Source organism: Serratia sp. X3, from assembly GCF_014982455.1.
GTDB classification, from domain to species: Bacteria; Pseudomonadota; Gammaproteobacteria; order Enterobacterales; family Enterobacteriaceae; genus Serratia; species Serratia ureilytica.
The window spans coordinates 311,866-330,260 of sequence record NZ_JADCNB010000003.1; the positions used below are offsets into that span (position 1 = coordinate 311,866).

Annotated in this window: 18 protein-coding genes and 3 tRNA genes; 13 read left to right on the forward strand and 8 right to left on the reverse strand. The window is 62.6% G+C overall.

Annotated features, from left to right (window positions below):
- Position 1 precedes the first annotated feature (1 nt).
- From hpaX to hpaC, 4 genes are all read left to right on the forward strand, one after another.
- Positions 2–1,372 (forward strand): 4-hydroxyphenylacetate permease, encoded by a 1,371-nt coding sequence (gene hpaX, locus IMX17_RS15700; RefSeq protein ID WP_074055320.1) that lies wholly within the window; start codon positions 2–4, stop codon positions 1,370–1,372.
- A gap of 34 nt (positions 1,373–1,406) precedes the next feature.
- On the forward strand, positions 1,407–2,303 hold the full coding sequence (gene hpaA / locus IMX17_RS15705; RefSeq protein ID WP_004933161.1) for a 4-hydroxyphenylacetate catabolism regulatory protein HpaA: 897 nt from the start codon (positions 1,407–1,409) through the stop codon (positions 2,301–2,303).
- Between the two features lie 178 nt (positions 2,304–2,481).
- A complete protein-coding gene (hpaB, locus tag IMX17_RS15710; RefSeq protein ID WP_004933158.1) occupies positions 2,482–4,044 on the forward strand; it encodes a 4-hydroxyphenylacetate 3-monooxygenase, oxygenase component in 1,563 nt (520 codons plus the stop codon).
- Positions 4,045–4,060: 16 nt separating this feature from the next.
- Positions 4,061–4,576: a 4-hydroxyphenylacetate 3-monooxygenase, reductase component gene (gene hpaC / locus IMX17_RS15715; RefSeq protein WP_016929186.1), complete on the forward strand. Its 516-nt coding sequence runs from the start codon at positions 4,061–4,063 to the stop codon at positions 4,574–4,576.
- Positions 4,577–4,609: 33 nt separating this feature from the next.
- Here the strand turns inward: hpaC and ampH are convergent, their stop codons facing one another.
- Both ampH and IMX17_RS15725 read right to left on the reverse strand, forming a co-directional pair.
- Positions 4,610–5,752, reverse strand: a complete 1,143-nt coding sequence (gene ampH / locus IMX17_RS15720; protein ID WP_182265255.1) for a D-alanyl-D-alanine-carboxypeptidase/endopeptidase AmpH — start codon at positions 5,750–5,752, stop codon at positions 4,610–4,612.
- Between the two features lie 125 nt (positions 5,753–5,877).
- Positions 5,878–6,636, reverse strand: a complete 759-nt coding sequence (locus IMX17_RS15725) for a FadR/GntR family transcriptional regulator (RefSeq protein ID WP_033641770.1) — start codon at positions 6,634–6,636, stop codon at positions 5,878–5,880.
- A 236-nt stretch (positions 6,637–6,872) separates the two neighbouring features.
- Between IMX17_RS15725 and IMX17_RS15730 the strand changes: the two genes are divergently transcribed.
- From IMX17_RS15730 to fucP, 7 genes are read left to right on the forward strand one after another with little or no spacing between them, the layout of a single operon-like run.
- Positions 6,873–7,613: an SDR family oxidoreductase gene (locus tag IMX17_RS15730; protein ID WP_193549964.1), complete on the forward strand. Its 741-nt coding sequence runs from the start codon at positions 6,873–6,875 to the stop codon at positions 7,611–7,613.
- A gap of 25 nt (positions 7,614–7,638) precedes the next feature.
- Entirely contained in the window at positions 7,639–8,484 is an 846-nt protein-coding gene (locus IMX17_RS15735; RefSeq protein WP_046898070.1) for a fumarylacetoacetate hydrolase family protein, read from the forward strand.
- Positions 8,485–8,498: 14 nt separating this feature from the next.
- The gene (locus tag IMX17_RS15740) at positions 8,499–9,776 is read left to right on the forward strand and encodes an L-fuconate dehydratase (RefSeq protein ID WP_046898071.1); all 1,278 of its coding nucleotides are present in this window, start codon (positions 8,499–8,501) and stop codon (positions 9,774–9,776) included.
- A gap of 14 nt (positions 9,777–9,790) precedes the next feature.
- Positions 9,791–10,654 carry an amidohydrolase gene (locus IMX17_RS15745; protein WP_046898072.1) on the forward strand — a complete coding sequence of 288 codons (864 nt, stop codon included), beginning with the start codon at positions 9,791–9,793 and terminating at the stop codon, positions 10,652–10,654.
- Positions 10,632–11,408, forward strand: a complete 777-nt coding sequence (locus IMX17_RS15750) for an SDR family oxidoreductase (RefSeq protein ID WP_046898073.1) — start codon at positions 10,632–10,634, stop codon at positions 11,406–11,408. Before IMX17_RS15745 ends, IMX17_RS15750 begins: the two co-directional genes overlap by 23 nt.
- Positions 11,405–11,764, forward strand: coding sequence for an L-rhamnose mutarotase (locus IMX17_RS15755; RefSeq protein WP_015376547.1), 360 nt, complete (start codon positions 11,405–11,407; stop codon positions 11,762–11,764). Before IMX17_RS15750 ends, IMX17_RS15755 begins: the two co-directional genes overlap by 4 nt.
- A 40-nt stretch (positions 11,765–11,804) precedes the next feature.
- Positions 11,805–13,034, forward strand: a complete 1,230-nt coding sequence (gene fucP, locus IMX17_RS15760; protein ID WP_182265257.1) for an L-fucose:H+ symporter permease — start codon at positions 11,805–11,807, stop codon at positions 13,032–13,034.
- Between the two features lies 1 nt (position 13,035).
- Here fucP and IMX17_RS15765 read toward each other — a convergent pair whose 3' ends face one another.
- Positions 13,036–14,238 (reverse strand): MFS transporter, encoded by a 1,203-nt coding sequence (locus IMX17_RS15765; RefSeq protein WP_182265258.1) that lies wholly within the window; start codon positions 14,236–14,238, stop codon positions 13,036–13,038.
- A 107-nt stretch (positions 14,239–14,345) separates the two neighbouring features.
- Between IMX17_RS15765 and IMX17_RS15770 the strand changes: the two genes are divergently transcribed.
- Positions 14,346–15,257 carry a LysR family transcriptional regulator gene (locus IMX17_RS15770; RefSeq protein WP_193550009.1) on the forward strand — a complete coding sequence of 304 codons (912 nt, stop codon included), beginning with the start codon at positions 14,346–14,348 and terminating at the stop codon, positions 15,255–15,257.
- An 11-nt stretch (positions 15,258–15,268) separates the two neighbouring features.
- On the opposite strand, the gene IMX17_RS15775 is transcribed toward IMX17_RS15770, so the two are convergent.
- The gene (locus tag IMX17_RS15775; RefSeq protein WP_193549965.1) at positions 15,269–16,348 is read right to left on the reverse strand and encodes a GGDEF domain-containing protein; all 1,080 of its coding nucleotides are present in this window, start codon (positions 16,346–16,348) and stop codon (positions 15,269–15,271) included.
- A gap of 259 nt (positions 16,349–16,607) precedes the next feature.
- On the opposite strand from IMX17_RS15775, the gene IMX17_RS15780 reads away from it, so the two are divergent.
- Positions 16,608–16,892: a DUF1435 domain-containing protein gene (locus tag IMX17_RS15780; protein ID WP_033641783.1), complete on the forward strand. Its 285-nt coding sequence runs from the start codon at positions 16,608–16,610 to the stop codon at positions 16,890–16,892.
- 89 nt (positions 16,893–16,981) lie between these two features.
- Here the strand turns inward: IMX17_RS15780 and IMX17_RS15785 are convergent.
- From IMX17_RS15785 to IMX17_RS15800, 4 genes are all read right to left on the reverse strand, one after another.
- A tRNA-Leu gene (locus IMX17_RS15785) sits at positions 16,982–17,068 on the reverse strand.
- Positions 17,069–17,110: 42 nt separating this feature from the next.
- Positions 17,111–17,197 (reverse strand) — tRNA-Leu (locus tag IMX17_RS15790).
- Positions 17,198–17,233: 36 nt separating this feature from the next.
- Positions 17,234–17,320, reverse strand: a tRNA-Leu gene (locus IMX17_RS15795).
- A 72-nt stretch (positions 17,321–17,392) separates the two neighbouring features.
- Positions 17,393–18,337 carry a LysR family transcriptional regulator gene (locus tag IMX17_RS15800; RefSeq protein WP_046898078.1) on the reverse strand — a complete coding sequence of 315 codons (945 nt, stop codon included), beginning with the start codon at positions 18,335–18,337 and terminating at the stop codon, positions 17,393–17,395.
- Positions 18,338–18,395 lie beyond the last annotated feature (58 nt).

An 18,395-nucleotide genomic window follows, 5' to 3' on the forward strand; every position in this document is an offset into this window, starting at 1 on the left:
CATGAACCACGTCGATTCGCTGCCGCCGGCCAACCCGGCGCAGCAACATAAAGCGTTAACCGCCGCCGAGCAATCGGTGATTAAAAAGTTGTTTCGGCGCCTGATTATTTTCCTGTTCGTGTTGTTTGTTTTCTCTTTCCTCGACCGCATCAACATCGGCTTCGCCGGGCTGACGATGGGCAAAGATCTCGGCCTCAGCTCGACCATGTTCGGGCTGGCGGCGACGTTGTTCTATGTCACCTACGTGATCTTCGGCATTCCCAGCAACATGATGCTGAGCCGGGTCGGCGCGCGGCGCTGGATCGCCACCATCATGGTGCTGTGGGGCATCGCCTCCACCTGCACCATGTTCGCCACCGGACCCACCAGCCTGTACGTGCTGCGCATGATCGTCGGCATCACCGAGGCCGGCTTTCTGCCGGGCATTCTGGTGTACCTCACCTACTGGTTCCCGGCGTTCTACCGCGCCCGCGCCAACGCCTTGTTCATGATCGCCATGCCGGTGACCATGGCGATCGGCTCGCTGGTCTCCGGCTATATTCTGGCGCTGGACGGGGTGATGAACCTGAAGGGCTGGCAGTGGCTGTTCCTGCTGGAAGGCATTCCGTCGGTGCTGCTGGGCGTGGTGGTGTGGTTCTACCTCGACGACACGCCGGCCAAGGCCAAGTGGCTGACCGACGAGGAAAAAGCCAGCCTGAAGGCGATGATGGAGGCCGACAAGCTGCAGCTGGTGCAGCCCAACGGGCCGAGCAGCCACCGCGCGCTGCAGCAGCGCAGCCTGTGGCGCGAGATTTTCACGCCGATTGTGTTGATGTATACGCTGGCCTATTTCTGCCTGACCAACACCCTGAGCGCGATCAATATCTGGACGCCGCAGATCCTGCAGAGCTTCAACCAGGGCAGCAGCAACGTGACGATCGGCATTCTGGCGGCGATCCCGCAGATCTGCACCATCGCCGGCATGGTGTGGTGGAGCAAACGATCCGACCGGCTGCAGGAGCGCAAGCATCACACCGCGCTGCCGTACCTGTTCGCCGCCGCCGGCTGGCTATTGGCTTCCGCCACCGATCACAGCCTGATCCAACTGCTGGGGATCGTGATGGCGTCGGTCGGTTCCTTTACCGCCATGGCGATCTTCTGGACCACGCCGGATCAGTCGATCAGCCTGGAAGCGCGGGCGGTGGGGATCGCCGTGATCAACGCCACCGGCAATATCGGATCGGCGCTCAGCCCGCTGTTGATCGGCTGGTTCAAGGACATGACCGGCAGCTTCAACTCCGGGCTGTATTTCGTCTCGGCGCTGTTGATCGTCGGCGCCGTGCTGGTGTGGCGCATCCCGATGAAGGATTCGCGCCCGAGAGCGACGCCTTGATACGCAGACAGGCAGGATTGCAGGAGGTAATGAGGTGCGGAAAAGTACCGGTTTTATCGCCAACATCGATATTTGCAAAGAGTATGACGCGCGCTACGCCGCCGACGAGGTGCACTACGAAACCTTCGCCGGGCTGGCGGCGTTCTTCGGCCGCGACATGCAGGTGCACTGGCACGACTGCTTCTTTCAGGTGCATTTTCTGGAGACCGGCAAGATAGAGCTGCAGCTCGACGATCAGCACTATTCGGTGCAGGCGCCGCTGTTCATCCTCACGCCGCCGTCGGTGCCGCATGCGTTCTTCACCGAACCGGACAGCGACGGCCACGTGCTGACGGTGCGTCAGGAGCTGATTTGGCCGCTGCTGGAGCGCCTGTATCCCGGCAGCAATCTGGCGCTGGACATGCCGGGCATCTGCCTGTCGCTGGCCGATGCGCCGCAGGAGCTGACGGCGCTCAGCCACTATTGGGCGCTGATCCGCCGCGAGTTCGCGCAGAATCTGGCCGGGCGCGAACAGACGCTGGCGCTGTTGGCGCAGGCGGTGTTCACGCTGCTGCTGCGCAACACCGCGCTGGAAGACAGCGCCAACAGCGGCGTGCGCGGCGAACTGCAGCTGTTTCAACGGTTTAACAAGATGGTGGACGAGCGTTTCCGCGAGCATCTGCCGGTGCCGGAGTATGCGCAGGCGTTGGGGGTGACCGAATCGCGGCTCAACGACCTGTGTCGGCGCTTCGCCAACCGGCCGCCCAAGCGGCTGATCTTCGATCGATTGCTGCGCGAGGCCAAGCGCATGCTGCTGTTTAGCGCCTGTACGGTGCATGAAACCGCCTATAGCCTCGGCTTCAAGGATCCGGCCTATTTCGCCCGTTTTTTCAATCGGCTGGAAGGCTGTTCCCCTTCAACCTACCGCGCGGCGCAACACGCCCTTTCGTAACCGCGATCACAGTTTGCCGCTAAAGCGGCAAACTGACCTGAAAAGTACCGGCGATTGCCGCAAAAGTCTCTTCTCGAAACCGGCTTTGGCAGCTTCAATTAAGCAACCAAAAGAAAACATTATTTTAACAAATGGCCGACTCCACGGCCTGAAAAATGCCGATTACGAGGAAGACCCGATGAAACCAGAAGACTTTCGTGCCGACAGCAAGCGTCCGTTCACCGGCGCCGAGTACCTGAAAAGTTTGCAGGACAGCCGCGAAATCTACATTTACGGCGAACGCGTAAAAGACGTCACCACCCACCCGGCGTTCCGCAATGCAGCGGCCTCGGTCGGCCAGCTGTACGACGCGCTGCACGATCCGGCCAGCCAGGATCGCCTGTGCTGGAATACCGATACCGGCAACGGCGGTTACACCCACAAGTTCTTCCGCTATGCCCGCAGCCCGGAGGAGATGCGCCAGCAGCGTGACGCCATCGCCGACTGGTCGCGCCAAAGCTACGGCTGGATGGGGCGCACGCCGGATTATAAGGCGGCCTTCGGCTGCGCGCTGGGCGCTTATCCGGAGTTCTACGGCCAGTTCGCCGACAACGCGCGCCACTGGTACAAACGCATTCAGGAAACCGGGCTCTATTTCAACCACGCTATCGTCAACCCGCCGATCGATCGTCATAAGCCAGTCAACGAGGTGAAGGACGTCTACATTCAGGTGGAGAAAGAAACCGACGCCGGCATCATCGTCAGCGGCGCCAAAGTGGTGGCCACCAACTCGGCGTTGACCCACTACAACTTCATTGGCTTCGGTTCGGCGCAGGTGATGGGCGATAACCCGGACTTCGCGCTGATGTTCGTGGCGCCGATGGACGCCGAAGGGGTGAAGCTGATTTCACGCGCCTCCTATGAGCTGGTGGCCGGCGCGACCGGTTCGCCGTTCGACTACCCGCTGACCAGCCGCTTCGACGAGAACGACGCGATCCTGATCATGGATCATGTGCTGATCCCGTGGGAAAACGTGCTGATCTACCGCGATTTCGACCGCTGTCGCCGCTGGAGCACCCAGGGCGGTTTCGCCCGGCTGTTCCCGCTGCAGGCCTGCGTGCGCCTGGCGGTGAAGATGGACTTCATCACCGCGCTGCTGCAAAAGAGCCTCTCGTGTACCGGCGTGCTGGAGTTCCGCGGCGTGCAGGCCGATCTGGGCGAAGTGGTGGCCTGGCGCAACCTGTTCTGGTCGCTGAGCGACGCGATGTGCGCCGAAGCCACCCAATGGGAAAACGGCGCTTACCTGCCGGATTCCGCCGCGCTGCAAACCTATCGCGTGATGGCGCCGATGGCCTACACCAAGGTGAAACACATCATCGAGAAGAATGTCACCAGCGGCCTGATCTACCTGCCGTCCAGCGTGCGCGACATGAACAACCCGGAGATCGACAAGTACCTGGCGCGCTACGTGCGCGGATCGGACGGCATGGATCACGTCGAGCGCATCAAGATCCTCAAACTGATGTGGGATGCGATCGGCAGCGAGTTCGGCGGGCGCCACGAGCTGTATGAGATCAACTACGCCGGCAGCCAGGATGAGATCCGCCTGCAGTGCCTGCGCCATGCGCAGGGATCCGGCAACATGGATCGCATGATGCAGATGGTCGACAAGTGCCTGGCCGATTACGATCAGCACGGCTGGAAGGTGCCGCACCTGCGGAACAATGACGATATTAATCAGTTGGATAATCTGCTGAAGTAATTCAGGAGGAGGTTGTATGTCTCAGGAAAATGAACAGCGGCTGCGCTTTCGCGACGCCATGGCCAGCCTGTCGGCGGCAGTGAATATCGTCACTACCGACGGCCCGGCGGGGCGCTGCGGCATCACCGCCACGGCGGTGTGTTCGGTGACCGATACGCCGCCGACGCTGCTGGTGTGCATCAATCGCAACAGCGCGATGAACCCGGTGTTTCAGGAAAACCGCAGGCTGTGCGTCAACGTGCTTAACCACGAGCAGGAGCTGATGGCGCGCCACTTCGCCGGCATGACCGGCGTCAGCATGGAAGATCGTTTCCGGCTGGAAGAGTGGCAGCTCGGCGCGCTGGGGCAGCCGGTGCTGCGCAATACCCTGGCCAGCCTGGAAGGGGAGATCGAGCAGATCCAGAGCATCGGCACCCACCAGATGTACCTGGTGCAGATCAAGCAGATAGCGCTGAGCGAAGCGGGCAACGGCCTGATCTACTTCAAGCGCAACTTCCATCCGGTGATTCATCAGATGGCGGTGCCGGCCTGACGCCTGGGGGCGCAGCCAGCTGCGCCCCTCATCTCAACTCTTGTTGGCCGCCAGATCGCTCACCAGGCGGTTGACCGGATCGCTCATGTTGGTGAACTTGCTCAGCTCCGAACGGGTCACCACCACGAACACCCCGACGTTTTTCGCCGGGATCATCGCCATATAGGTGATGAATCCGCCACCGCCGCCGGTCTTCTGAATGATGCCCGGCAGCCCGTCCTTCGGCGCCATATACACCCAACCCAATCCCAGCGCATCCGCTTGCCCCGGCACGTCCATGCCTTTCAGCGACACCAGATCGTGGCGCTGGAAGTACATGGTTTGCTCGCTGGCGGCGGTGGCTTTGCGCGGGCCGCTGGCGCTGGAGGAGAGGAACTGCTGCATCCAGCGCTGCATGTCGCGCGGGGTGGAGTAGACGCCGCCGCTGCCGGCCGCGGCGGTGGTGTCGCGACAGGCACTCGGGCCGGCCGCCGCCACCATCAGGCGCGAGCATTGTTCAGGGCTCGGCGTCAATGTGGTGTCGACCATGCCGAGCGGCCCGGTGATTTTCTCTTTCAGCAGCGCGTTGTAAGGCTTGCCCGCGGCGCGCGACAGCGCGTCGGCCAGCAGATCGTACGCCAGATTGGAATACGCGGCGCGCACGCCCGGCGGCACCGTGATGTTGGCATGCGCCAACCACTGCCAGCGCTGGGCCTTGGTCGGCCAGGTGAACACCGGCGTTTTCGGCGGCTTCTTGCCCGGCTGCTCGCGCGGCAGCGCGCTGGTGTGGGTCGCCAGGTTCAATAAGGTGATCGGCTGGCCGGCGCTGTAAGCCGGCACATAGGCGCCCTTGGGGGCGTACTTGCGCAGCGGGTCGGTCAGCTTGACCTGGCCTGCTGCCGCCATCTTCACCATCACTTCGCTGGTCATCAGCTTGGTGATCGAGGCGATGCGGATCAGCGAATCCGGGCGCGGGCGCAGGTTGTTGCCGGGCTTGGTGTCGCCAAAGCTGCGGTTAACCACCTGATTGCCGTCGATCACCACCAGCGCCATGCCGGTGGCGCCGCTGTTGTAGAAAATATGTTCGGCATACTGGTCGACGATTTGCGAAGCCAGCTGCGGGGGCGCGGCCTGCACGGCCAGCGGCGCGGCGCACAGGCCCAGCGCCAGCAATAAAGCGGAGACAGAGTTCTTCAACGGTCGTTATCCATTTAACAATGCAGCGGGAAAGGGCGTAATCCGTCGCCCAGTGTAATCCGCCCGCCTCCCCGCTGCATGTAGAAAAAAGAGCGGTGGCGATAAAATTTTTTAACCGCCGCGGCCTATTGCGCGCGGGCGAAAATAGCGATCACTTCGTCCAGGTGCGCCTTCATCGCCTTGCGGGCGCCGCGCACGTCGCGCGCTTCAATTGCCGCCAGGATCGCCCGGTGTTCCAGTTCGGAGCGGTGCGGCATGTCGTCCGGCGTATAGTGACGCTGCAATACGCGGAACATGCTGCCGTAACGGTGGCCGAGCAGATGGCCGATGATGAATGCGTAAGCCGGGTTGCCGCTGGCCTGGGCGATGCGGATGTGGAACAGCCGATCGCCGGGGTGGGTGGCGGAGCCGGCGCGGTTATCGCGGCAGTTCTGCTCATAGGCGGCGCGGATGCCCGCCAGCTCTTCGTCGGTGGCGTGGCGCGCGGCCAGCGCGGCGGTCTCCGGTTCGATCAACAGGCGGGTTTGCAGCAGTGAAAACGGCGGCAGCTCGGCGTTGAAATCCAGCTCGATATTCAGTTCGTCGTCGATTTCCGCCCACTGGTTGCGGCCGGCCTGGGCCATCACCGGTTCCTGCGACGCCGGCGGCGGCGTTTGCGAACGCACGATCACCCCGTTGCCCACCTTGACGTCCACCAGGCCGATCACTTCCAACGCGATCAGCGCCTCGCGCACCGACGCGCGGCTGACCTGCAACTGCTGGGCAAGATCGCGCTCCGAGGGCAGGCGGCTGCCCGGCGGAAATTCGTTATTCTCGATAAGACGTTTGAGCTGGTCAGCTATCTGTCTGTAAATCCTTGGGTTTTCCAGTCGGGTAATCGGCATTTTTGACCTTTGACGATTCTGCGTTCAGTGATTTGGCGCACAATTATGCGACAAGGCGCTTGAGTAATCGTTATTCAAGTGTAAAAAAATGGTTAATTGAAATGCGGTTTTAAGGCTGTTTTTATTAACTTCTTCCCCCAACGATAACGCGTAAAGCGTCTTTTGTCATGTTAGAGGCCTGACCTTTAACCGCCTTTATTGGCCTGACCATTAGACCTTTAGGCCGAGGAGCCAAGATGGATTTAACCGGGAAACGCGTATTGATCACCGCCGCCGGGCAAGGGATCGGTTTTACCACTGCCAGGCTGTTCGCCGCCGCCGGCGCCGACGTGATAGCCAGCGATATCAACCTTGAGCGCCTGCAGGGCTGCGCCGGGATCCGCGCGCTGGCGCTGAACGTCACCGATCCGGCCGCCATCGCGGCGGCGGCGGAAGCGATCGACCCGATCGACGTGTTGTTCAACTGCGCCGGCGTGGTGCACAGCGGATCGATCCTCGATTGCAGTGAGGATCAGTGGGCGTTCGCGCTCGATCTCAACGTGACCGCGATGTTCCGCATGATCCGCGCTTTCCTGCCGGGCATGTTGGCGCGCGGCAAAGGCTCGATCATCAACATGTCCTCGGTGGCTTCGAGCGTGAAAGGGGTGCCGAACCGCTTCGCCTACGGCGCCAGCAAGGCGGCGGTGATTGGCCTGACGCGCTCGGTGGCGGCGGATTACGTCACCCAGGGCATCCGCTGCAACGCCATCTGCCCCGGCACGGTGGAATCGCCGTCGCTGCGCCAGCGCATCAATGAGCAGGCGCGCGAGCAGGGGCGCAGCGAGCAAGAGGTGTATCAGGCGTTCGTCGCCCGCCAGCCGATCGGGCGCATCGGCACCACCGAGGAAATTGCCCAGTTGGCGCTGTATCTGGCCTCCGACGCCAGTTCGTACACCACCGGCACGGTGCAGATCATCGACGGCGGCTGGAGCAACTGAGCCGCCATTTTTGAGAGAGGAACGCATGAAACTTTTACGTTATGGGGAACCCGGGCAAGAGCGCCCCGGCATGTTGGATGCGCAGGGCCGCCTGCGCGATCTGTCGCAGCATATCGCCGACGTGGGCGGCGCCGCGTTATCGCCGGCGTCGCTCGCCAAACTGCGCGCGCTGGACAGCGCCGCGTTGCCGCTGGTCGAGGGGCAGCCGCGTCTCGGCGCCTGCGTCGGCGGCATCGGCAAGTTCATCTGCATCGGCCTGAACTACGCCGATCACGCGGCGGAAACCGGTGCGGCCATTCCTGAAGAACCGGTGGTGTTCAACAAATGGACCAGCGCGGTGGTTGGCCCCTACGACCGGGTGGAGATCCCGCGCGGCTCGCAGAAAACCGACTGGGAAGTGGAGCTGGGCGTGGTGATCGGCCTGGGCGGGCGCTACATCAGCGAAGCGGACGCGATGCGCCACGTCGCTGGCTACTGCGTGATCAACGACGTCTCTGAACGCGAATATCAAATTGAGCGCGGCGGCACCTGGGACAAGGGCAAAGGCTGCGACACCTTCGGGCCGATCGGCCCCTGGCTGGTGACCGCCGACGAAATTGCCGATCCACACAGCCTGAACCTGTGGCTGGAGGTGGACGGCAAGCGCTATCAGGACGGCAACACCCGCACCATGATCTTCCGCATTCCGCAGATCGTCAGTTACCTCAGCCGCTTTATGAGCCTGCAGCCGGGCGACGTGATCTCCACCGGCACGCCGCCGGGCGTCGGCATGGGGCAGAAACCGCAGCCCATCTACCTGCGAGCGGGCCAGACGATGCGTCTGGGTATCGAAGGGCTGGGCGAACAGCGCCAGCAAACCGTACAGGCTTAGCCGGGAGTGCCGCCATGACCACCATTACCGCACTGCGGGTTGAAGACATTCGTTTCCCCACCTCGTTGGGGCTGGACGGATCCGACGCCATGAATCCGGATCCCGACTATTCCGCCGCCTACGTGATCCTGGAGACCGATCGCGCGGATCTCAGCGGCCACGGGCTGACGTTCACCATCGGCCGCGGCAACGAGATCTGCTGCGCGGCGATCCGCGCGCTGGAGCATCAGATCGTCGGCGAGCGGCTGGAGGATATCGCCGACGACATGGGCGCCTTCTGGCGGCGCTTCACCAGCGACAGCCAGCTGCGCTGGATCGGGCCGGACAAAGGCGCTATTCACCTGGCGACCGGCGCGGTGGTTAACGCGGTGTGGGATCTGTGGGCCAAATCGGTCGGCAAACCGGTGTGGCGGCTGGTGGCGGAGATGACGCCGGAGGAGCTGGTGCGCTGCATCGACTTCCGTTACCTCACCGACTGCATCACGCCGCAGGAAGCGCTGGCGCTGCTCAAGCAGCGGGCCGAGGGCAAAGAACGCCGCCTGGAACGGCTGCTGCAGGAAGGGTATCCCTGCTACACCACTTCGGCAGGGTGGTTGGGTTATCCGGACGACAAGCTGCGCCGCCTGTGCCAAGAGGCGGTCGACGCCGGTTTCTCCTACCTGAAGCTGAAGGTCGGGCGCGATCTGGAAGACGACATCCGCCGGGTGCGCATCGCCCGCGAGGTGATCGGCCCGGATCGCCGGCTGATGATCGACGCCAACCAGGTGTGGGAGGTGGATGAAGCCATTCCGTGGGTGAAACATCTGGCGTTCGCCAACCCCTGGTTTATCGAAGAACCGACCAGCCCGGACGACGTGGAAGGGCATCGCCGTATCCGCGAAGGGGTGGCGCCGGTCAAGGTGGCCACCGGTGAGATGTGCCAGAACCGCATCATGTTCAAGCAGTTCATCATGCGCGGCGCAGTGGATGTGGTGCAGATCGACGCCTGCCGTCTCGGCGGCGTCAACGAAGTGCTGGCGGTGATGCTGATGGCGGCCAAATACCAGCTGCCGGTCTGCCCACATGCCGGCGGCGTCGGGCTGTGCGAATACGTGCAGCATCTGTCGATGATCGACTACCTGTGCATCGCCGGCACCCACGAAGGCCGGGTGATCGAGTATGTCGATCATTTGCATGAACACTTTGTCGATCCCTGCGTGATCAACGGCGCGGCCTACATGCCGCCGAGTCGGCCCGGCTATTCGATCGAAATGCATCCGGCGTCGATCGAGCAGTATCGGTTCCGCGGGTGAGGCAGGGGGATCCCATGCTGCGCATCGACGCTCACCAGCACTACTGGCGCTACCACCCGCAGCACTACCCGTGGATCGACGAGCGGATGCGTGTGCTTCGGCAGGATTTCGATCCGCCCCGGCTGCGGCCGCTGTTGCAGGCGCTCGGTTTCGACGGCGCGCTGGCAGTGCAGGCGCGCCCCAGCGAGGAAGAGACGCTGGCCCTGCTGGCGCTGGCTGAGCAGAGCGAGGGCGTATGCGGCGTGGTGGGCTGGCTGGATATCGCTTCGCCACAGCTGGCGCCGCGTCTGGAGGCCTTGCAGCATTATCGCGCGCTGCGCGGGGTGCGCCATCAGGTGCAGGACGAGGCGGAGCCGGCAACCTGGCTGGCGCGGCCCGAGGTGGGACGCGGCATGCAGACGCTGCAGCGCGCCGGGTATGTGTACGAGATCCTGGTGACGCACCGGCATCTGGCGGCCGCGGCGTCGTTCGCCGCCCGTCACGACCAACACTGGCTGGTGCTGGATCACCTCGGCAAGCCGGACATCGCCCGCGGCGCGCGGCACTGGGCGCAGCAAATCCGATCGTTGGCGGCGCTGCCGCACGTGGCCTGCAAGCTGTCGGGGCTGATCACCGAGGCGCCGGGCGGCCGGTGGCGGACGGAAGAACTGCTGCCGTTCTTCGATGCCGCGCTGGAGGCGTTCGGCCCGCAGCGGCTGATGTTCGGCTCCGACTGGCCGGTGTGCCTGCTGGCCGGCGACTACCGCCAGGTGGTGCAACTGTGCGAACGGGCGCTGGCGACGCTGGGGGCCGCCGAGCAGGCGGCGATTTGGGGCGACACCGCCCGGCGAATTTACGGGTTAACGGAGTCTGGTTATGGATCTGTATCTGCAAGATAAGGTGGTGCTGGTCACCGGCGGCGGTGCCGGCATCGGCGCGGCGATTGCTCATGTGCTGGCCGAAGAGGGAGCGATCCCGGTGCTGGTCACCAACGCCGCGCCGGAGGCGGCGCTGCTGGCTGATTTGCAGCGGTTGCAGCCGCGCACTGGGGTGATCCTCACCGAATTGTGCGACGAGGCGGCCTGCCGCCGGGCGGTCAGCCAGACGCTGGCGACCTTCGGCCGCATTGACGGGCTGGTGAACAACGCCGGGGTCAACGACGGCGTCGGGCTGGAGGCGGGGCGCGAAGCGTTCGTCGGCTCGTTGGAAAAGAACCTGGTGCACTACTACCTGATGGCGCACCTGTGCCAGGCGGCGCTGCGGGAGAGCCGGGGCGCCATCGTCAACATCGCCTCCAAGACCGCACTCAGCGGGCAGGGGGGCACCAGCGGCTACACCGCCGCCAAGGGCGCGGTGCTGGCGCTGACGCGCGAATGGGCGGTGTCGCTGCGCCATGACGGGGTGCGGGTGAACGCGGTGGTGCCGGCGGAGGTGATTACCCCGCAGTACCAACGCTGGCTCAACACCTTCGCCGAGCCGCAGCGGCAGATGGAGAAGATCACCGCGCGCATTCCGCTCGGGCAGCGCATGACCACGCCGCAGGAGATCGCCGATACCGTGGCGTTTCTGCTCTCGTCGCGCTCATCGCACACCACCGGGCAGTGGCTGTCGGTGGACGGCGGCTACCTGCATCTCGATCGGGCGCTGACGTGAGCGGCGCGGCGGCAGGGCGGCGCCGTTTCTGCCAGGCGCTCGATCTGATTGACTCACCGGCGCTGATTGCGGAGTACCAGCAGCATCATCAGCGCATTTGGCCGGGCATCGCCGCGCATTTGCGCGAGCACGGCATTCTGGACATGGAGATTTACCGGTTGGGCACCCGGCTGTTCATGATCGTGGAGGTCAGCGCCGATTTCGACGCCGCGCGTTTTGACGCCGCCAGCCTGAACAACCCCGAAGTACAGCGATGGGAAGCGCTGATGTGGCACTACCAGGCCGCCACCCCCTGGACGCCGCAGGGCGAAAAATGGGTGGAAATGGCGCGGATTTTCTCTCTGCAACAGCAATAACGCCAACATCATCATCGCCAGACGATACGAGGGTATCACCATGCTTGCTGAAAAAAGTGCGGCCTCCGCGCAGCCGGGCGTCGCCGTGACCGCCAATCTGCGCTGGGCCTTTATCCTGGTCACCAGCCTGTTCTTCATGTGGGGGCTGTCCTATGGCCTGCTGGACGTATTGAACAAACATTTTCAGGAGACGTTGCACGTTACCAAGGCGCAGTCGGGGCTGCTGCAGGCGGCCTACTTCGGCGCCTATTTCCTGGTGGCGCTGCCCGCCGGATACTTTATGGACCGCAAGGGCTATAAGGCGGGCATTCTGGTCGGGCTGTGCCTGTACGCACTGGGGGCGCTGCTGTTCGTGCCGGCGGCGTCGGCCAACAGCTTCGGCGTCTTCCTGTTCGCGCTGTTCGTTATCGCCAGCGGCCTGGGCTGCCTGGAAACGGCGGCCAACCCGTACGCCACGGTGCTGGGCGACGCGCAGGGCGCCGAACGGCGGCTCAACCTGGCCCAGTCGTTCAACGGCCTCGGGCAGTTTATCGGCCCGTTGATCGGCGGCACGCTGTTCTTCTCCGCCGGCCAGTCCGTCGGCGGCGGCGATCAGAGCGCGGTGAAGATGACCTATGTGGCGATCGCCGTGCTGGTGTTGCTGATCGCGCTGTTGTTCAGCCGCACCCGGCTGCCGGCGATCCGCGAAGAGGAAAAACCGGTGCACGGCGTGATAGCGCAGGGGTTGTGGCAGCATCCGCATTTCGTCGGCGGGGTCATCACGCAGTTTTTCTACGTGGCGGCGCAGGTGGGCGTGGGGGCGTTCTTCATTAACTACGCCACTGAGCACTGGCGCGAGGTGTCTAACCAGAGCGCCTCTTACCTGCTGTCGATCGCCATGATCTGCTTTATGGTCGGACGTTTCTTCAGCACCTGGCTGATGGGACGGGTCAAACCGGCGACGCTGCTGGCGGTCTATGCGCTGATCAATATCGCACTGTGCGGCGTGGTAATGCTGAGCGTCGACGGCGTATCGGTGGTGGCACTGATCGCGGTGTTCTTCTTTATGTCGATCATGTTCCCGACCATTTTCGCCCTGGGGGTGAAAAATCTGGGCAAGCACACCAAGCGCGCCAGCTCGTTCATGATCATGGCGATCGTCGGCGGCGCCATCATGCCTTACTTTATGGGGGCGCTGGCCGACCGTTACAGCACCGCGCTCTCTTATCTGCTGCCGCTGCTGTGCTTCGCGGTGGTGCTGGTTTATGGCCTGCGGCAGCGCCGCGCCTGATTCACCCCGGCGGCGAATCGGCCTTCGCCGCCGCTTTCGGCATCTGCCGCCGGGTTCCCATCAGGATGGCCAACGCCAGCAGCAGCACCAGGCCGGACAGCGCGCCGTTTATCGTCAGACCTCCGGCATCCACCACCAGCCCGCCCGCCAGCGAACCGCAGGAAATCGCCAGGTTAAACAGCGCGATATATAGCGAAGAGGCGACCTCGGCCGCATCGGGCGCCGCCTTGAGCATCCACGCCATCAGCGCAACGGAAACGCCGCCGTAGGCGATGCCCCACAGCAGCAGGAAGGCGCCGCCGCTCAGCGGCGTGTGGCCCAGCAGCGGCAGCAGCAGGACGGCGAGCGCCAGCCCGAGGGCGATCAGCGCCAGGGTGCGGCACAGTCGTTTGGCGGCGGCCTGGCCGGCGATAAAATTCCCGACGAGGCCGGCGATGCCGTAGGCGAACAGCAGCGGCCCCACCCAACGGCTCTCGATGCCGGAGACCGTCTGCAGCAGCGGACGGACAAAGGTGTAAGCCATAAAGTGGCCGGCGACCAGCAGAAACGTCAGCAGCAGCCCGGTCAGCAGCCGGCGATTCGCGCGTTGCGCGGTGAACGACCGCCAGCCGATCGCCTGCGTGACCGGCAGCGGCGGCAGCACGCACACCAGCAGCAGCAGGGTCAGCGCCGCCAGAACGGCGACCGCCAGAAATGCCATGCGCCAGCCCAGCGCTTCGCCGAGGAATACCCCGAGCGGCACGCCGAACACCGAGGCCGCCGCTACGCCGCCGAAGATGACGGACAGCGCCAATCCGACGGAGGCCGGCGGCACCAGGCGTTCCGCCAGCCCGCCGGCGATGGCCCAGATACCGCCGATGCAAAAACCCAGCAGGATGCGCGCGGCGAACAGCAGGGCGAGGGAGGTGGCGGTGGCGGCCAGCAGGTTGGCGGCGATCAGCAGCAGCAGAAAGCCCGCCAGCAGGCTGCGGCGGTCCGTGCGCCGGGCGCCCAGCACCACCAGCGGGGCGAACAGCGCGGCGAACAGGGCCGGCAGGGAAATCAGCAGCCCGGCGCGGCCGATCGATGCGTTCAGGGTGCTGACGATCGGGGTCAGCAGCCCGACGGGCAGCATTTCTGCGGTGACGACGGTAAAGGTGGAAAGGCCGACCGCGAAGGTCGCCAGCCACGCTTTTGCGCCGCCGTCGGCGTGTAAGGCACTCATAATGACTCTCCCAATGATGAAGAACCCCAGTGTATCCGCGCCAAAATGACTGATAAACTGGCCTTAATGCGCAACATTGGGGACAAATCGTGGCTAATTTACCGTCTATGCCGTTGGATAACCTGAGCGACCTGCTGGTATTCATTCGCGTCGCCGACGCCTGCAGCTTCACGCTGGCGGCCGAGAGACTGGGCATCTCCCGATCGGCGGCGGGCAAATGCGTGAACCGATTGGAGGCGCGATTGGCGACCCGGCTGCTGCAGCGCACCACGCGTAGCGTCAGCCTGACCGAAGACGGCGCGGTGTTTTACGAGTATGCGCAGCGCATCCTGTCGCAGGCCGAAGAGGCGGAAACGGCGCTCAATACGCGGCGGCAAACCCCGCGCGGGCGGCTGCGGCTGGATGTGCCGGTCTCGTTGGGCCGGTTGCATATTTTGCCGATTCTGCGGGAATTTTTGGCGCAGTGGCCGGAGGTGGACGCAGACGTCAGCTTCTCCGACGATTACAGCGATTTGGTGCGCGACGGCATCGACGTGGCGATCCGCGTCGGCGGCAGCGACGACAGCCGACTGGTGCGGCGGGTGCTCGCGCCGCATCGCCTGATCACCTGCGCGGCGCCGGACTATCTGGCGCGCTACGGCACGCCTGCGACACCGGAGGCGTTGAGCGATCACGAGACGCTGATCTTCAGCCACCAGGGATTGCCGGCGCCCTGGCTCTATCGGGTTAACGGCCAACTGCACGAACAGCCGGTGCGCGGCCGGATGCGTTTCAACAACGTCGAGGCATTGCGGGATGCGGCCGTCGCCGGGGCCGGTCTGTGTCAGGTGGGGGCGTTTCTGGTCGGCGAACAAATTGCGGCCGGCACGCTGGTGCCGGTGCTGGAACGCTATTGTCGCCCGGGGCCGCCGATCTGCGCTGTCTATCCCAGCCGACGCCATCTCTCCCCCAAAGTGAAGCTGTTCCTCGCGGCGATCGAACGGCGCTGGCAGGGCAAGGCGATTTGGGAAACCGTTTAGCGTGTCAATTCCTACGGTTGCAGCAGGGCGGGCTCCACGTTTTGCGCCAGCTGAATATTGTTGCGGCCGCTGTGCTTCGCCAGATAGAGCGCGGCGTCGGCTGCGCCTATCGCCGATTCGATGTCCAGTTTTTCCAGCGCGGAGATGCCGGCGCTGAGCGTCAGCGTGCCGCTGTGCTGCGGACTGGCGCCGTGCGGGATGTTCAGCTCCGCCACGCGCTGGCGCACCCGTTCGGCCAGTTGCGCCGCGTAGCCTTCGTGCACGTTGGTCAGCAGCACCAAAAATTCTTCCCCGCCGTAACGCACCACGATGTCGCGCGAACGCACCGCATCGCGGATGGCGACCGCCACCTGCACCAGCGCCCGATCGCCCATGGCGTGGCCGTAGCTGTCGTTATAGACCTTGAAGTGGTCGATATCCAGCAACAGCACGTAATGGCGGCCGGTTTGCGGTTCCAGCAGCATCGTGATCTTATTCTCCAGCCCACGCCGGTTATAAAGGCCGGTCAGAGGATCGATCATGCTCAAATTATTGAATTTATCTCGCTCGTTATACAGGTTGGCCACCAGCGCGTGAGTAAAGATTTCACTGCGTTTCAACATCAGGTGGTGAATGGAGAAAGCGATAATAGGTAATAGCGTGGTGAATAATATCCGCAGGGTATTATGCATGCCGTCTAAAGCCAGGATCACCATTGCGGAAGGCACGGCGTGTAAACAAAAGGCGGTAAAGTTGTCCGTCAGGGAAATAGCGCTGATAAAAAAGATGCTAAACAAACTAATTAATAAAAAATCTTGGTTATTCGGTAGGCAATATTGACTTTTAACGTAAATATGTGTGGCCCAGAGCAGGCCGAGCACGCCGGCGAACAGGTTGAGTTTGCACAAGTATTTGCGTGGCGTTTGCAGGGACAATAGCGCCGCTACCAGACAAAATAGCGGTATACATAATAAAGGTAGGGTAAATGCGGGCGTATCCCTAAAAGGGAACAATAACGTAAATACGGAAGAGGCGGCATTCATTACCAAAAAAAGAAATAATGCCAGGCGCTGCTTGCTGTTCAGTAATTCCTGATAAGAACGGGCGTTCATACGGAGGTCACTCTTTGCAAAGTCGTTCTGTCGAATAATTAAGGTTGAGAAGCATTCCTTTGACGCGAATATCCACTTGAATTGCATGGTTGAGGATTGTGATTATTATCATGCAAACAGGACTAGGAATTTTCTTATGTCAAATTATCATTTTTTCATGCTGGTGTCATCTGGGTTTGGTCAGCGCAGTGAAAATGATGCGGCGGCCAAAAAAGTGTTATATGATATTGGTTATCATTATCACTTGAAGGGGGTTGTCATGCTCACCGCCATGATTGCCGCGTGCGGGCTGTGGGGCGTCAGTTGGTGCCTCGGGGATCGCCTGGCCAGCGCCTGGGGCGTTTTGCTGCCTTGTGCGCTGATGCCGCTGCTGGCCTTGATCGACCTGGATATGGTGCAGTTGCGCACCCTGATCGTGATAGCGATGTTGGCCACGCTGGTCATGTTGTTCAACAGCCGGCTGCGCCACTATCTGCTGCTGCCTTCCTGTATGGCGCTGGCGGGCGGCCTGGCGGCTGTCAGCCTGAACTTCAGCTTCGGGTGAAACGCCGGAAACGGCAAAACCACGCTTAAGCGTGTGATTCATCAATGCGTTGGGATTTTTTCGAGGATACTGCCGGAGAGATCATCAATTGGTGCGAAGAGAGGGACTTGAACCCTCACGTCCGTAAGGACACTAACACCTGAAGCTAGCGCGTCTACCAATTCCGCCACCTTCGCACAGTCGATGTTGTTACTTTGATTTATATTACGTCGCCAGCGTGGTGCGAAGAGAGGGACTTGAACCCTCACGTCCGTAAGAACACTAACACCTGAAGCTAGCGCGTCTACCAATTCCGCCACCTTCGCATCGATGCTGAGTGCAATATAAATCATGTGGTTATTTGGTGCGAAGAGAGGGACTTGAACCCTCACGTCCGTAAGGACACTAACACCTGAAGCTAGCGCGTCTACCAATTCCGCCACCTTCGCGTACCAGAAACATTACCGGAGTAACGTTACCACGGAGGCGAATTCTAGAGATTTTGGCGGACACGTCAACAGTTATTTCCCCGCTTTGCGGGCGTTTGCTGGAAAAACAGCCATATCGCCGCTTTTCTGCTGGTCAAACAGCCAAATCAGCCAATCAATCAACACTCTGACCCGCGGCGCCAGGAAACGGCCGGGCGGATACATGATGTAAATCGGCATCGGCGGAGGCGGCGTTTCCGCCAGCACTTCCACCAGTTCGCCCTGTTCCAGCCAAGGGGCAAGCGAATAGCGCGCCGCCTGTATCAATCCCATGCCGGCGCGCGCGCCGGCGATATAGGCGTCGGCGCCGCTGACGCTCAGCCGGGCGGGCAGTTCGCGCAGTTCCAGCTTGCCGCCGCGGCAAAACTCCAGCGGGTAATCGCGGTTGCTGGCCAGCGAAAAATACCCCACCGCGCGGTGCGGCGCCAAGCTATCGATGTCGATCGGCGTGCCGTGGGCCTGCAGGTAAGCGGGGGAAGCGCAGGTGACCTGCGGCAGCTGGGCGATGCGCCGCGCCACCAGGCTGTCGTCTTCGGTTTCCCAGGCGCGCAACACGCAGTCCACGCCTTCGCGCAGCAGATCGACGTGGGTGTCGTTGGCGCCCAGCGCCAGCGTGATGTCGGGATAGCGCCGGTAGAAGTCGTCCAGCGCTGGAATGACGACCTCGCGCGCCAGCGAATGGGGCATATCGATGCGCACTTTGCCGGACGGCTGCAGCTTATGGTGGCTGAACAGCGTGTCCGCCTCCTCCAGCGCGCCCAGCAACTGCACGCAGCGTTGATAGTAGAGACTGCCTTCGCTGGTCACCTGCACCTGGCGGGTGGTGCGGATCAGCAGGCGCACGCCCAGCCGCTGTTCCAGCCGTTTCAGCGCGTTGCTGACCGTGGCGCGCGGTAGCTGCAGGCGCTCGGCCGCCCGGCTGAAGCTGCCCAGTTCGACGATGCGGGTAAAAATGCGCATGGCTTGAACCTGATCCATGTCCACTCCGGATTGTTGGTGATTTTTGAACAGTGATGTGCAATCTGCATTATTTATC